12 protein-coding genes are annotated in these 14,691 nt (G+C 75.4%); 3 read left to right on the forward strand and 9 right to left on the reverse strand.

Annotated elements, in window-relative coordinates:
- Nucleotides 1-1,743 (forward strand): WD40 repeat domain-containing protein (locus tag ABZ815_RS06495; RefSeq protein ID WP_357694685.1); only part of this gene is annotated, 1,743 nt, incomplete at its 5' end.
- Nucleotides 1,744-1,751: 8 nt separating this feature from the next.
- Here ABZ815_RS06495 and ABZ815_RS06500 read toward each other — a convergent pair.
- From ABZ815_RS06500 to ABZ815_RS06510, 3 genes are all read right to left on the reverse strand, one after another.
- Nucleotides 1,752-3,140, reverse strand: a complete 1,389-nt coding sequence (locus ABZ815_RS06500; protein WP_357694687.1) for an FAD-dependent monooxygenase — start codon at nt 3,138-3,140, stop codon at nt 1,752-1,754.
- 55 nt (nt 3,141-3,195) lie between these two features.
- Complete coding sequence (locus tag ABZ815_RS06505; protein WP_357694689.1) at nt 3,196-6,219, reverse strand: hypothetical protein; 3,024 nt, start codon at nt 6,217-6,219, stop codon at nt 3,196-3,198.
- A 121-nt stretch (nt 6,220-6,340) separates the two neighbouring features.
- Nucleotides 6,341-7,123 (reverse strand): SAM-dependent methyltransferase, encoded by a 783-nt coding sequence (locus ABZ815_RS06510; protein WP_357694691.1) that lies wholly within the window; start codon nt 7,121-7,123, stop codon nt 6,341-6,343.
- Nucleotides 7,124-7,220: 97 nt separating this feature from the next.
- Between ABZ815_RS06510 and ABZ815_RS06515 the strand changes: the two genes are divergently transcribed.
- A complete protein-coding gene (locus tag ABZ815_RS06515; protein WP_357694693.1) occupies nt 7,221-7,829 on the forward strand; it encodes a hypothetical protein in 609 nt (202 codons plus the stop codon).
- A 9-nt stretch (nt 7,830-7,838) separates the two neighbouring features.
- On the opposite strand, the gene ABZ815_RS06520 is transcribed toward ABZ815_RS06515, so the two are convergent.
- A complete protein-coding gene (locus ABZ815_RS06520; protein ID WP_357694695.1) occupies nt 7,839-8,438 on the reverse strand; it encodes a TetR family transcriptional regulator in 600 nt (199 codons plus the stop codon).
- Nucleotides 8,439-8,510: 72 nt separating this feature from the next.
- Here ABZ815_RS06520 and ABZ815_RS06525 point away from each other — a divergent pair, with 72 nt between their 5' ends.
- Nucleotides 8,511-9,314: a methyltransferase domain-containing protein gene (locus ABZ815_RS06525; RefSeq protein ID WP_357694697.1), complete on the forward strand. Its 804-nt coding sequence runs from the start codon at nt 8,511-8,513 to the stop codon at nt 9,312-9,314.
- Nucleotides 9,315-9,341: 27 nt separating this feature from the next.
- Here the strand turns inward: ABZ815_RS06525 and ABZ815_RS06530 are convergent, their stop codons facing one another.
- The 5 genes from ABZ815_RS06530 to ABZ815_RS06550 all read right to left on the reverse strand — a co-directional run bounded on the left by ABZ815_RS06530 (nt 9,342) and on the right by ABZ815_RS06550 (nt 14,467).
- Nucleotides 9,342-10,781, reverse strand: a complete 1,440-nt coding sequence (locus tag ABZ815_RS06530; protein WP_357694699.1) for a cation:proton antiporter — start codon at nt 10,779-10,781, stop codon at nt 9,342-9,344.
- A 64-nt stretch (nt 10,782-10,845) separates the two neighbouring features.
- Nucleotides 10,846-12,054, reverse strand: coding sequence for an MFS transporter (locus tag ABZ815_RS06535; protein ID WP_357694701.1), 1,209 nt, complete (start codon nt 12,052-12,054; stop codon nt 10,846-10,848).
- Between the two features lie 71 nt (nt 12,055-12,125).
- A complete protein-coding gene (gene hisG, locus ABZ815_RS06540; RefSeq protein ID WP_357694703.1) occupies nt 12,126-13,013 on the reverse strand; it encodes an ATP phosphoribosyltransferase in 888 nt (295 codons plus the stop codon).
- Between the two features lie 43 nt (nt 13,014-13,056).
- Entirely contained in the window at nt 13,057-13,761 is a 705-nt protein-coding gene (locus ABZ815_RS06545; protein ID WP_357694705.1) for an SDR family NAD(P)-dependent oxidoreductase, read from the reverse strand.
- Nucleotides 13,748-14,467: a phosphoribosylaminoimidazolesuccinocarboxamide synthase gene (locus ABZ815_RS06550; RefSeq protein ID WP_357694707.1), complete on the reverse strand. Its 720-nt coding sequence runs from the start codon at nt 14,465-14,467 to the stop codon at nt 13,748-13,750. Before ABZ815_RS06550 ends, ABZ815_RS06545 begins: the two co-directional genes overlap by 14 nt.
- Nucleotides 14,468-14,691 lie beyond the last annotated feature (224 nt).

Below are 14,691 nucleotides of genomic sequence, written 5' to 3' on the forward strand. Positions count from 1 at the left end.
GCCGCGCTCGCGCAGCGCGAGCGCGGCATGTTCCGCGACCCCGCCGCCGCCCGCAGCACCCTGCGGGCGCTGGGCGCCGACGGGCACACGCTGCTCAGCGTCGGCCAGGACCAGGCGCGGCTGTGGGACGTGCGCACGGGCCGCCGCACCGCGCTGATCTCCGGCCTGGGGCTCGGCGGCGGCCCGGTGTCCGACATCGGGCTGTCCCCCTCGGGCCGCACGCTGGTCGCCGCCACCGAGAGCCGCGCCCGCGCGTGGGACGCCCGGACCGGCCGGCCGGTCGGAACCTGGCCGGTCAACCGGGTCAAGGACCTGGTCGAAGGTTGGGAGAACGCCGTCCGCCGGCACGAGGGCCGCAAGGTGATCGTCGAGCCGGACAACAGCGAGCAGTGGACCGTCGCCGACGCCGCCGACCCCGCCGCCAGGCGCGGCACGCTGAGCCCCGACGGCCGGTGGCTGGCCACGTCGGGCGACGGCACCCTGACCCTGACCCAGACGAAGGAGGGCTGGACGGAGGAGATCGGCGAGGGCACGGAAGGCGCCTGGAACAAGGGCGATCCCGTCTTCGACCGCGGCGGCCGGCTGCTGGCCACCGTCACCGACGCCACCGTGCAGTTCTGGCGCCTGCCCGACAGCCACCTGCTCAGCGTCGTCCCGGTGCGCGGCGACGGCGAGGCGGGCACCCGTCCGGCCGCCGCCTTCGACGGTACGACCTTCCGCTACCTCGTCGGCGACCAGGTGTTCGCCGTGGACGTCGCCGACCTGCTGAACGAGCCGAGCGAAGGGCCGCCGTACGAGCGGGCCGACCTCGGCGACGACGGGCTGCACCTCGTCGTGGACGGCACGCTGCGCCAGGTCCAGGGCGGCACGTCCGGCCGCCTGCCCGCCGCGCAGGCGCTCGGCTTCAGCCGCGACGGGCACGACGTCGCGCTGGCGTCCGGCCACGACGTCACCGTCCTGGACACCACGACGCGGAAGCCCGTGGGCGGCTTCCCGGCCGGGATCGGGAAGGCGCAGCCCGAGCTCGTCCGCTTCAGCCCCGACGGCGGCCGGCTCGCGCTCGTGCTCGACGGCCCCGGAAACGGCGAGGACGCGGTCGAGCTCTGGGACTGGCGGGCCCGCCGCCGCCTGTGGAGCACGCGCGTGAGAGGGGTCGTGGACCTGGCGTTCGCGCCCGACGGCGGGCGGCTAGCGGTGACCGGCCTGGACGTACGCCTGCTGCGGGCATCGGACGGCCGGGCCGCGGGCTCGCCGTTCGGCGTCTTCGGCAAGGACGTCCTGGGCGCCTGGGTGCGCTTCACCCACGCGGGGGACGGGGTGGTCGTGTTCGACTCGCGCGGGCGGCTGAGCACGTGGGACGCGGGCGGCCGGCGGCTGGTCGAGGACACCGAGGGGTTCTCCTTCGCCGGGACGGCGGCGTACTCGCCGGTCGAGGACCTGGTCGCGGCCGACGCCGGGCAGGGCCGCGTCCGCCTGATCGACCCGAGGACCGGCGTCGACCTCGGGCTGTCCGCTGACCCGGGCGGCGGCCTCGACCGCGACGAGGGCGAGCTGCTGTCGGTCGCCTTCACCCCCGACGGGTCGCACGTCCTGACGGTGGACGCCGGCGGGACCATCGGACGCGTCCCGGCCGTCGCCGAACTGGTGGCGCGGACGGTCTGCGCCCGCGCCGGGCGGGCGCTGACCGAGCGGGAATGGCGGACGTACGTGCCCGCGCTGCCCTACCGGCCCGTCTGCGGGTGATCGCGCCGTCACACCAGCGTCAGGTAGCCGGCCAGCTCGGCGGCGGAGTCCGTGGCGATCCCGACGTGGCCGTCCGGGCGCACGAGCGTGTGCCGCACCCCGCCGTACGGCTCGGCCGGCGCGTACGCCCGCACCTCGGGCCCGCCCGGCACGCGGGGCGCCGGATCCGGTGACAGCAGCGTGAAGTGCGGGCCGCGCAGCAGGTCGAACATGCGCGCCCGGGAGCCGTCGGCCAGCCGCAGCGGCCCGTCGGGCACCCGTTCGCCGCCCGCGCGGGCCAGCGAGCCGCCCCGGTAGCCGACCTGGAGCTGGTAGGTCTCCTCGTCCCGCTTGTACGACTTCCTGTCGTGCAGGTCCGTGCTGAGGCCGAGCACGCGGGCGGCGACCGGGCGGCGCTCCTCCTCGTAGGTGTCCAGCAGCGACGCCGGCCCGCCGGTCAGCGCGCGGGCGAGCTTCCAGCCCAGGTTGTAGGCGTCCTGGACGCCGGTGTTGAGCCCCTGGCCGCCCGCCGGGGAGTGCACGTGGGCGGCGTCCCCGGCCAGGAGGACGCGTCCGGCGCGGTAGGCGTCGGCCAGCCGGATGTTGACCCGGTAGAGGGAGGACCACAGCAGCTCGGTGATGCGGACACCATGGGCACTGCGCAGCATCGAGCGTTCGGCGAAGAGCCGCTGGAAGCCGGCCGATGTCAGGTCCGGCGTCGCGCCCGGCCTCAGCGGCGCCATGAACTGGAAGCAGTCGGTGCCGGCCATGGGGTAGAGCGCCACCATCCCCCTGCCCGGCCGCACCCAGGCGTGGATGTGCTCCCGGTCCAGTCCCTCGACGCGCACGTCCCCGAGGGCCATGCGCTCCTCCTCGCGGGTCTCGCCGGTGAAGCCGACGCCGAGCGCCTTGCGTACCGTGCTGCGGCCGCCGTCGGCGGCGACCAGGTATCCGGCCCGCAGCGTCGCGCCGGTGCCGAGCCGGGCCGTCACGCCCTCCGCGTCCTGCGCGAAGCCGGTCAGCTCGACGCCGTGCTCGACCTCGCCGCCCAGCTCGGCCAGCCGCTCCCGCAGCACCGCCTCGGTGCGCCACTGCGGGTGCATCCGCACCATCGGGTACGGCACCTCGTCGCTCGCCGCCGCCGGCCTGTGCATGCGGCCCTGGTAGACCGGCAGCCGCCCGATCCTGACCCGGATGGGCGGGTAGGGCGTCGTCCCGGCCAGGACCCGGTCGATGATCCCGAGATCGTCGAAGATCTCCTGCGTGCGCGGTTGCAGGCCCTTGCCCTTGGAGCCCGCCGAGGGCGCCGCCGCCCGCTCGACGACGCGGTGCGCGATCCCGCGCCTGGCCAGCTCCACGGCGAGGGTGAGGCCGGTGGGCCCGGCGCCGACGATGAGCACGTCCGTCCTGTCTGTCATGGGGCGACCGTGCCAGCGGCCGCTGCCGGATCTCTGTCACCGCCCTGCCACGGGGTCACAGGCAGGGCGGACGGTAGGACAGGTCGTCGAAGTACCGCCGCCACTCGGCCCGCGTGAGCGGCATCCCGGCGGCCTCGCAGACCACCGCCGCCACCGCCTCCGGCCGCAGGTCCCACAGCCGCAGGTCGTGGCCGGCGGCCGAGACGAGGGTGTGGTCGTCGGCGTACAGGACGGTCCCGAGGTCGGGGTGGGACAGCACGGCGATCGGCCGGCGGGACCGCAGGTCCCACACGCGGGTGGTACGGGAGGCGTCCGTGGTGGCCAGGGCGGCGCCGTCGGGGCTGAACCCGGCGATCCGGACGGTGTCGTCGTGCCCGCGCAGGACCGCCGGACGGGGAACGCGGCGGAGGTCGGCGATCCTCCAGACCCGGGCGGTCCGGTCGTGGCCGGTGCTGACCAGCACGTCGCCCTTGGGGCCGAAGCGCACGGCGGCCACCGCGTCGGCGTGCTCCTCGTGGTGGGCGACCTGGTCGAGGGCGCGGCGGCGCACGTCCCACAGCCGTACGCCGCGGTCGGCGCCACCGCTGGCCAGCCGGCCGCCGTCGGGGCTGAAGTCGAGCGCGCCGACGTCGCCGAAGCCGTCGCGGGCGGCCAGGCGGCGCGGGGGGCCGGTGACGTCCCAGAGCAGCAGCCGCCCGCCGTGGTCGCCCGTCGCCAGGGTGCGGCCGTCGGGGCTGAGCGCGGCGACCGCCAGGCCGCGCACCGGCAGCCGGACGTGCCGGGCCGGGCGGTAGGGGTCGCGGATGTCCCACACGGTCACGGCCACGCCGCGCTCGACGGTGGCCAGGCGGCGGGCGTCGCCGCTCAGGGCCAGACCGGCGGCCCGTGGAACGTTCCAGCGTGACAGCAGCACGCGGTGCCGGGGATCGCGGACGTCCCACAGCGCGCCGCCGCGCGCGCCGGTCGTGGCCATCAGCGTCCGGTCCCGGCTCAGGGCCAGCTCGGTCACCGGGTCGGGCACGCGTACCGGATGGCGCCACTGGTAGAAGGCGCCGGCCGCGGACCCGGTGGCCAGCGCCTGACCGTCGGCGGTGAAGGCGAGGCCGAGCACGCGGTCGGGATGCGGGAACGAGGTGACCTCCGCGCGGGTGGCCAGGCTCCACAGCCGGACCGTGCGGTCGTCGCCCGCGGCGGCCAGGACGGTGCCGTCCGGGCTGAAGGCCAGGGCGCCGGCGGGGTCGCCGTACCGGGTGGGACGGTGGCAGCGCCGAGCGTCCAGGCGGCAGAGCCAGGTGCCGCGGTCGGGGGCGGACCAGGCCAGCGCGCTGCCGTCGGGGCTGATCGCGAGCGCGGCGGGGGCGTCCTGGAGGCCTGTCGCGATCGTGTCGGCGGGGGAGGCGGGGGCCGCCGGGTCCCACAGGCGCACGCTGCCGTCGTCGTGGCCGGTGACCACCGCGTCGTCGCCGACGGCGAAGCGGGTGACCTGGGCGGACGTGCGTACCGGGGGGAGGGGGACCGGCCGGCCAGCCAGCCGCCACCGCCGGACGCCGTGCGCCGCGGCGGCGAGCACCGTGCGGCCGTCCGGGGTGAACGCGGCCGTGGACGCGCCGGGCAGGGCGGCGACGTGCCGGGGGCGGGCCGGGTCCACGACGTTCCACACCTCGACGCCGTCCCGGGTGGCCGCCAGCAGGACGCGGTCCCCGCCGGACGGGCGGAAGGCGAGCGCGCCGACCGGCCCGGCGGTGCGCGGCAGGGTGGCGAGCGGGGTGCGGCGGCGTGAGTCGGCGGCGTCCCACAGCTCGACCACGCCGTTGTCGGCGCCGGTCGCGAGCAGGGCGTGGTCCTGGCTGTAGGCGATCGCGCGCAGGCGGTCGCCGGTGGAGCGCAGCCGGGTGGCGTACGGCTCGGCGGTGTCGAGCAGCGTGCCCCGGGTGCCCGGGGTGTCGGCCAGGCCCTGGGCGGCCACCGCCACCTGCATCGCCAGCGCCGGGTCCGTCGTCCGCAGCGCCCGCGCCTGGGCGGCGGCCCGTTCGGCGAGCGCGGTGACGCGGGCGTCGCTCGCCCGGCCGCTCTTCTGCCACGCCAGCCCGGCCCCCACCCCGGCGACCACGACCAGCACCACCAACGCCACCACCAGCCCCCGCACCCTCCGCCGGACCGGACACCCCCCGCCGCGGGCGGGCGAACCAGGCACCGGACCCGACGGTTCCCCGCCCCCACCCCCCTCCAGGGCCGGGGACGCCTCCACGAGAAAGCCCTCGGTGGGCCGCGCCGTTACGCAGAGGGCGTCGTCGGCAGGCGGTGGTGGTGCGGTGGTGGCGGGGTGGTAGGCGTGGCGGGTGAGGGTGTCGCCGTCGCGGTGGTGCCAGGTGGCGCGCATCGCGTGGGAGAGGCGGGGCAGCGCGTCGGCCGCCGCCGGGGCGTCGTCGCGGGCCCCCAGGTCGTGCAGGATCGTCTCGGTCAGCCCCGGCTCCAGGGACAGGCCCGCGACCCGGGCCGGTCCGGTGATCGCGCGGCGCAGCTCGGCGCCGGTCATCGGGCCGAGCGGCAGCGACCGTGCCCGCAACGCCTCCACCAGTGGTGGAAACCCCAGGCACCGCTCGTAGCAGCCGGCCCGCATCCCGATCACCACCGGCAGCCCGCCCGCCGCGAGCCGGCACAGCTCCTCGACGTACGCCGCCCGCTCGCTTTCGGCCCGAGCCGTGAACAACTCCTCGAACCGGTCGACCACCAGCAGCGCGCACGACTCCACCGGCCGCCCGCCGCCCCCGACCGGCGAGCCCGGCGTACGCCACAACACCCCGGTGCCGCCCCCCGGCAGCGCCCCTTCCAGGACGGCCGGCACCAGCCCGGCCGCCAGCACCGACGTCTTCCCGACCCCGGCCGCCCCGGTCAGCACCACGGGATGGCCGGGACGGCCGGGGTCCGAGAGCAGCCCCACCAGCTCCGACACCACCCGCTCACGCCCGAAGAGCCACCTGGCGTCCCCGGCCGTGAACGGCCCGGAGGGCCAGGGGCACGGATCCCGCGCGCACCGGTCCCGCTCGCTCCCCAGCCCCGCGCCGAACCCGTCGTCCATCCCGCACCGCATCCCGTCACCCAGCGAAGTCGATCGGGGACTCAGGGTACGCGCGCCCGCCAGGCGGCGTACGCCGGTCCGGAAGGCGGCATCCACCGGACCGGCACGAAGCCCGGGAAGATCAGCCCTTGCGGCCGACGCCCGCGTAGTAGACGGCCTCGCGGTCGGCATACAACGTCTCGGGGACGGGACGCCAGCGTGGCAGCGCCACCACGCCCGGCTCCAGCAGCTCCAGCCCGTCGAAGAAGCTCGTGACCTCGTCCAGGGTGCGCAGCGTCATGGGCGCGCCGCCGCTCTCGTTCCAGTGGCGGACGCCCTCTTCGAGCTGCCTGCCGACGAGCCCGTGGGAGACGGCCAGATGGCTGCCCGGCGCCATCGCGGCCAGCAGTTCGGCGATGATCGAGCGGGCCTGTCCGGTGTCGGGGATGAAGTCCACGACGCCGAGCAGGGTCAGCCCGATCGGCCGGTCGAAGTCGAGATGCTCGGCGGCGGCGGCCAGGATCTTGTCGGGCTCGCGCAGGTCGGCGTCGACGAAGGCAGTCGTGCCCGCGGGGGCGGCCCGCAGCAGCGCCCGCGCGTGGGCCAGGACCATGGGATCGTTGTCGACGTACACGACGTGGCTGTCGGGGGCGACCGCCTGGGCGACCTGGTGGGTGTTGTCGGCCGTGGGGATGCCGGTGCCGATGTCCAGGAACTGCCGGATGCCCGCCTCCCCGGCCATGTACCGCACCGCGCGGCCGAGGAACTCCCGGTTCGTACGGGCCAGCACCGGCAGGTCGGGCACGGCGGCGAGGATCTGCGCGCTCACCATCCGGTCGATCTCGTAGTTGTCCTTGCCGCCCAGCCACAGGTCGTAGATGCGGGCGGGGCTCGGAACATCGGTGTTCAGCGAACGTTCGCTCATCGCGACGCCTTCCGGACGAAAGGGGCTATGTGGGAGATCGTAGCCCCAAGATCCTTCCGCGGGCCACGCCCGCCCGGCCGGGTCTAAGGTTCCAGGGATGAGCCGCCCACCTCTCGCCCATGCCAGGGCCGACGTGCACGTCACCTACCACTGCCTCCTGGTCGGCGAGCCGGGCCGCGACCATCCGGGAACCGTCCCCAACGGGCTGGTCGCCGCCGCACCCGGCGCCGCCGTGATCCGGACGGGCATCCACACCGGCGTCGTGGACGTGACCGTCCGGCTGGCCGAGACCGCGCCGCCCCCCGACCCCGAGGGCTGGGACGAGACCGAGGAGGTGGAGCTCGTCACCTTCACCGGCGAGGTACGCCTGTCCGGCATGATGCACTCCCCGCCGGACGCCCTGCCCGTCCTGACGCCCCAGGGGCCGGGCCGTTACGGCATGCGTGTGCAGGCCCGCGGCCGGGACATCGCCCCCGCCGCGGTGCCGAAGGTGCCGTTCGAGTTCTACCGGGTGACCGTCTGGCCGGTGGAGACCGGGCCGGACGCGGCGGCGAGGCTCGGCGTCGGAGTCGCGGACGAGACGGGACTGCCCGACAAGTCGTCGGAGATCCAGCGGTGGGCGCGCGAGCACAACAATCCGCAGACCGAGCGCGGTCGCCTGGCCTCGGGCCGGGACCAGCGGCCCGCGTCGCCGACACCGGCGTGAGGCGGGGGGTCAGAGCAGGCGGCGTTGCACCGCGTCGGCGATGGCCGTGGTCACGATCCACTCGACGGCGGTGGCGCCGGGCGGGTCGCCCTCGCTGCCGGCGAACAGCAGGTGGCCGCTGCCGATCAGGGTGAGCGCGAGGGCGTCGACGTCGGCGTCGACCGCGATGCGGCCCATCTCGCGCTCGGCGGTCAGGTAGGCGGCGATCATGGTCGTGGCCTCGGCCAGGAGCGGGATGCCCGACGACCCGGCCTGGCGCAGGCGGGCGCGCAGGCCGTCGCGGGAGATGACGAGGCCGACGACGGCCACGGCGACCGACCCGAACAGCTCCAGCAGCGCGAGGGTGAGGTTCCCGGCGACGGTGCCGGTGCCGGCGCTCTCGCGCAGGGCGGCGGACTGGGCCTCGACGCGGCGGATGCGGTCGGTCACCAGGTCGGCGAGGAAGGCGTCGAAGTCGGCGAAGTGGCGGTGGAGCACACCCTTGGCGCAGCCCGCCTCGGTGGTGACCGCCCGGCTGGTCAGAGCGTTGGGGCCGTCTCGGAGCAGGACGCGCTCGGCGGCGTCGAAGAGCTGCTCGCGTACGTCGCGGAGGGCTACGCCTGTGGGCACCGGGCCGGTCTCCTTCGTTCACGAATCCCGTTCAGCGTAGACGAGTGGGCACATGCCCACTAGAGTGGGCGCATGCCCACTAACAGCTCCGAGAACGAGCCGCACCGCCACCGGGGGATGGCCGAGTCCTTCGGCGCGGACGCCGACCGCTACGACCGCACCCGCCCCCGCTACCCCGAGGAGATGATCGCCGGGATCGCCGCCGCCGCCCCCGGCCCGGACGTCCTCGACGTCGGCATCGGCACCGGCATCGCGGCCCGCCAGTTCCAGGCGGCCGGCTGCCGGGTGTCCGGCGTGGACGTCGACGCCCGCATGGCCGAGCTGGCCCGGCGCGACGGCATCGAGGTGGAGGTGTCCGCCTTCGAGTCCTGGGACCCGGCCGGGCGCACGTTCGACGCGGTCGTCGCCGGCCAGACCTGGCACTGGATCGACCCGGTCGCGGGCGCGGACAAGGCGGCCCGGGTGCTGCGGCCCGGCGGCGTGCTGGCGCTGTTCTGGAACGTCTTCCAGCCCCCGGACGTCCTGCGCGACGCCTTCGCCGAGGTCTACCGCCGCATCCTGCCCGACCTGCCGGCGCTCGGCCAGGCCGGTCCGGCGGTGGACCTGTACTCGTCGCTGCTCGACAAGATCACCGACGGCGTGCGCGCGGCGGACGCGTTCGGCGAGCCCGAGCGCCGGCAGTACGCATGGGAGCGCGTCTACACCCGGGACGAGTGGCTGGAGCAGGTGCCCACGCACGGCCCGGCCACCGGGTTGCCGCCGGAGCGGCGCCGCGAGCTGCTGGAGGGCGTCGGGGCCGCGATCGACGCGGTCGGCGGCGCCTTCACCGTCCACTACGACGTCCTGGTGCTCACCGCAGTTCGGAGGGCCGGGTAGCCGCCGCTGCCCGCCACGGTGGCCGGTTCAGGCCGGTTGCGGCGTCCGCGGCTCGGCCCTGGCCGGGGCGTAGAGGCCGAGCCGGCGCAGGGCCGGCGCCGTCATCATGGTGGTGACCAGGGCCATCAGCACGAGCACCGTGAACGTGCCGGGCGCGATCAGCCCCATGCCGAGCCCGGTGCTCAGCACGACGATCTCGGTGACGCCGCGGGCGTTCATCAGCACGCCGAGCCCGAGCGCGAGCCGTCCCGGCATGCCGCCCGCCCAGGCGATCACCCCGGCCGCCCCCAGCTTGCCGAGGACGGCGGCCACCAGCAGCACCGCCCCGCCCAGCAGCACCGCCGGGTGGCCGAAGGCCAGGTGCACGTCGGTGCGCAGCCCGATCGAGGCGAAGAACACCGGCAGCAGCATCGCGCGGTTGAGCGAGCCGAGGCGTTCGGGCACCGCGCCGAGCACGGGCGCCTCCCGGGGGAAGGCGACCCCCGCCAGCAGCGCCCCGAAGATCGCGTGCACGCCGATGGCGTCGGTCGCCGCGGCCAGGGCGAAGATCAGGCCCAGGACGAGCGCGAGCGCGGCGGGGGCGGGCAGCCGCCGGTCGGCGTGCCGGGCCGCCAGGGCGGCGAGTGCGGGACGTACGGCGAGGGTCACGGCGAGCACCAGGGCGGCGGCCAGCGCCAGCGAGGTCAGGACGCCCGCCGGGGAGCCGGCGTGGGCGAGGGCGATCACCGCGGCCAGCGCGCACCAGGCGAGCACGTCGGCCAGCCCCGCGCAGAGGATCGCCAGCGAGCCCAGCCGGGTGACGGTCAGCCCGGCCTCCTGGAGGATCCTGGCCAGCACGGGGAACGCGGTGACGCTGAGCGCGGTCCCGACGAACAGCACGAACGCCGTGCCCGACGCCGACGGCCCGGCCAGCGCGTCGGCGAACGGGAGCGCCGCGACGGTTCCCAGGGCGAAGGGCACGGCCATCATGGCCAGCGCGGCGACGCCCACGACCGTGCGCTGCCGGCCGAGGGCGGCCGGGTCGAACTCCCGTCCCACCGTGAACATGAAGATCGCCAGCCCGGTCTGGGCCAGCAGTTCGAGCTGCGGCGCCACCCAGCCGGGCAGGATCAGCGCGGACACCCCCGGCGCCAGCGAGCCCAGCGCCGACGGCCCGAGCAGCAGCCCCGCCACCATCTGCCCCACCACGGACGGCTGGCCCGCCCGGCGCGCCAGGACGCCGCCCAGCGAGGCCAGCCCGCCGATGACCGCCACCGCGAGGAACAGGCGCAGGATCGACTGGGCGGGCGGCACTCCGGCGTGCGCGGCCGGCGCCGCCGGATGCCCCGGTTCCTGCGCGCCCGGCCCGAACACGAGCAGGAGTGACACGCCGGCCACGGCGATCAGCAGCAGCGCGACCGCCAGGCCCCGGGCCGGGAGGGGCAGCAGGGCCTGTTCGGTGTCGTCGAGCGGGTCGTCTCCGCGCATGGTCGCACCTTCCTGCGTACTCCGCGATGGGCTGCCCGGCCCTTCGCCGGCTCCGGCGGCCGGCTCAGTCCGCGGCCGGGAGCGGCCCTGCCGCCCGCCGGCCGATCAGCAGCAGGGCGCCGACGGCGGCGACGATGCCGACGGCGATGACGGGGATCAGTGCCGGGTAGCCGAAGTCGCTCGCCACCAGGCCGAACAGCGGGGGGCCGAGCAGGGAGCCGAGGCTGCCGGCCTGGGCGATGACGCCGTTGCCGACGTCGGCGTGGTCGAGGCGTTCCAGGATCAGGGGGAGCGCGGCGAAGACGAGGGCGCCCAGGAAGCCGTTCTCCATGGAGATGACGCCGGCGCCGGTGAGCGCGCCCGCGGAGGAGCCGCCGGAGTACAGGATCCAGGCGGCCGGCACGACGAGGAACCCCGACAGGGCCAGCACGCCGACCCGTACGCCCCTGCGCAGCAGGACGCCCACCGCCAGCCCGCCGGCCACGCCGAGCAGCGAGATCACCGAGGTCAGCGCGCCCGCGGCGGCGGCCGAGCGGCCGTACTGCTCGATGAGCAGGGTGGGCAGGAGCACGATCACCGGGATGGTCACCAGCGCTGTCAGGCAGAAGGCCGCGGCGAGCACGCCCGGCCAGGCCAGCGCCCGCGCCCGGGGGACCGGCCCGGCGGCCTGCGCCGCGCCGCCGCGTGGCAGCCGCGCCCACGTCACCACCGCGGTCAGCAGCGTCAGCCCGGCGATCAGCCCGGTCCAGCCGCGCCACCCCAGCGCGTCGCCGGCCGCGCCGCCGGCCAGCGTGCTGGCCCCCAGCCCGACCGGGACGAACGTCGCCCACACCGACAGGGCGGTGCCCCGGTCGCGCTCCTGGGCCAGGCGCAGGATCAGCGCCGGGCAGGAGATGGTGACCAGGACGTAGCCGACGCCCTCGACGCCGCGGGCGATGAGCAGCCAGACGAAGTCGTCGGCGGCCATGCTCGCCGCGCCCGCCGCCGCGATCAGGGCCAGCCCGGTGACCAGCGACCGCCCGGTGCCGAAGCGGCGGACGAGGTAGCCCGCCGGCAGGCCGACCGCGGCCCCGACGCCGACCACCGCCGAGATCACCCAGCCCAGCTCCGACAGCGACAGCCCGAGCTGGGCGGCCACCGCCGGTCCGACCGAGGAGAACTTGCCGAGGCTCATCGCGGCGACGACCCCGCCGACGTAGACGACGAGGATCGTCAGCCAGGGGGAGCGTGGCGGGGACGCCTCCGTGATCTTCGCCGCCGACCGGGGGTCCATGAGTCTCCTTCGCACTGCGTTCCGCGGGCCAGGGTTCCCACGTCCGATCTTCGCCATGCCGGCGGCCTCGATCAACCCGCTTCTCCCGTGGCGAGGATGCCGATGGCCGACTCGGTGACGTCGACGGCCCCGGCCGACAGCAGCGCGTCGATCGTCTCGGGCACGTCCCGCCTGGGCAGGACGCCCTGGACGACGACCATGGCGCCGTCGGCCAGGTCGGGGCCCGAGCGCCAGGACCGGCCCGGCATCGCGGGCACCACCTCGGCCAGCCGGTCGGCGGGGGCGCGGACCGTCAGCAGCACGTGGGCCGGGCCCACCCAGGCGGCGCGCAGCAGCAGGGCGACGTTCCTGATCACGTCGCGCCTGGCCGGGTCGGCGTAGGCGGCCGGGTTGGCGACGAGCTGCGCGCCGCAGGTCCGGACGGTCTCGATGACGCGCAGGTCGTTCTGGCGGAGCGAGTGGCCGGTCTCCACGACGTCCATCAGGGCGTCGGCCAGCTCGGGGATCTTGGCCTCGGTCGCGCCGTAGGACACGACCACCTCGGCCCGCCGTCCCGCCTCGCGGAAGAAGCGGCGGCCGATGTTCGGGTACTCGGTGGCCACCCTGACCCCGTCGTCCAGGTCGGCCGCGCTGCGGGCGGGGTGGCCGGACGGCACCGCGAGCACCAGCCGCCACGGCCGCTCGGTGTTCCTGGAGTAGTCGAACGACTCCACCACCTCGACCTCGGCCCCGCTCTCCTCCACCCAGTCGGCGCCGGTCAGCCCGAGGTCGAAGGTGCCGTCCCCGACGACCAGGGGGATCTCGCGCGGCTTGTAGAAGGCCACGTGCGACACGCCGGAGTGGTCCACCGTGCCGCGGTAGGAGCGTTCGGAGCGCCGCCGTACGGGGAGCCCCGCGGTCGCGAAGAGCTCCAGGGCCCGCCGCTCCAGCGACCCCTTCGGCAGGGCGAGCGAGATCATGGTTCCTCCTTGCGAGCACGGCGGCGACGAGGGGGGCGCGGGGTCACACGTGCAGCAGCCGGTCGATGCCGACGACGGGCGGCTCGGGCAGGCTGGACGGCCGCACCTCGATCTCGCCCACCACGAGGTCGTCCGGCCAGGAGCCGACGATGGTGCCCACGCAGCGGGCCACCGACCGGGTGCTCATCTTGTGCGGCGACCCGTCGCCGTCGAGGTTGGCGATGGCGCCTGGCGAGACCAGGCAGGCCCGCACCCCGTTGCGCCGCTCCTCCAGCAACAGCGTCTCGACCAGTGCCTTCAGCCCGGCCTTGGTGGCACTGTAGGCGGCCCCGCCCTCGAAGTACCGGGTCCCGGCGTGGCTGCCCATGGCGACGAACATCCCGCGGGCGGCCCGCAACGCCGGCAGGACGGCCTTGAGCAGGTGGAAGCAGGCGCTCAGGTTGATCGCGACCAGCCGCTCCCAGTCCTCCCCGCGCAGGTCGGCGATCGGGTCGAGCACCCGGTCCACCGCGTTGGACACGCAGACGTCGAGCCGGCCCGCCGCGCCGAGCACCTGGGCGGTCGCCTCCGCGATCTGCGCGGGGTCCGACAGGTCGCACTTGTGCTCGCCGAGCCAGTCCTCGCCGGCGAGCGAGCGGTTCAGGGAGAAGACGCGGTAGCCGCGCTCGCGCAGCTCCTCGGCGATGGCCAGCCCGCTGCCCCGGTTGCTGCCGGTGACCAGTGCGGCCGGGGTCTCATGTGATGACATCGAGGACGCGGCTCCACTGGTTCACGATCTCCTCGCCGGCCACGCCGTCCCGGAACAGGTCCTTGTCGAGCGGGGAGCCGTCCTGGTGGCGCAGGCGCATGCAGTCCTGGGAGATCTCGGAGATGACGGTCAGGCCGCCGTCGGCGGTCTGCCCGAAGATGAGGCAGAAGTCCCACACCTCCAGCGGGCGCAGCCAGGACCGCAGCACGTCGTTGACGGCGAGGGACAGCTCGCGCATCTCCTCCACCGGCAGGTCGAGCGCCCGCAGGTAGTCCTCGCCGATCGGCTGGTCCTCGGGGTCGGTCCGGTAGTCGAACTTCACGACCGGGCGCGGCAGCGGGGCGCCGTCCTCGAACAGGCCGGGGTATTTGCGGGTGGTCGATCCCGTGGCCCGGTTCTTCACGATCACCTCGAACGGCGGCGCCGGGCAGTAGTCGGCCACGTACGAGTCGGCCGAGACCCGTTCCCGGAACGCGCACGGCACCCCGGCGTCGGCCAGCCGGGCCGCCGCCCTTTCGTAGAAATCGAGCCGGAGCGGCCCGGTGCGTTCGACGATTTCATCGCGGTGGTACGTGAAACTGCGCAGGCTGGGGATTATCTGCACCAGGCAGCGCCCCTCCGGCAGCAGCCACAGACGCTTACTGCGCCCGACGATATCCGGCTCTCCGCGGCCGGCCGGACTTCCCGGTTCGGTTCCGTTATCCACGTGGCCTCCATCCGCCGACAATGGCCCACACAACTTGATATTGCGGGCACCTGATTGTCAAGGCGGCGTGCCCCTGGAAAAAGGAGCACTTGACGTCCGTCTCGCGGTCTTGATATGTCGTCCGACCGTGCCCGGGATCCTGGAAGAAAGAGTACTTGACGGGCCCCGGCGACCGGACGGTACTGTCTTCTGAAATTGAGAATTCCGATCTTAATTCAAATCCC

Source organism: Nonomuraea sp. NPDC047529 (assembly GCF_040642995.1).
Taxonomy (GTDB): domain Bacteria; phylum Actinomycetota; class Actinomycetes; order Streptosporangiales; family Streptosporangiaceae; genus Nonomuraea.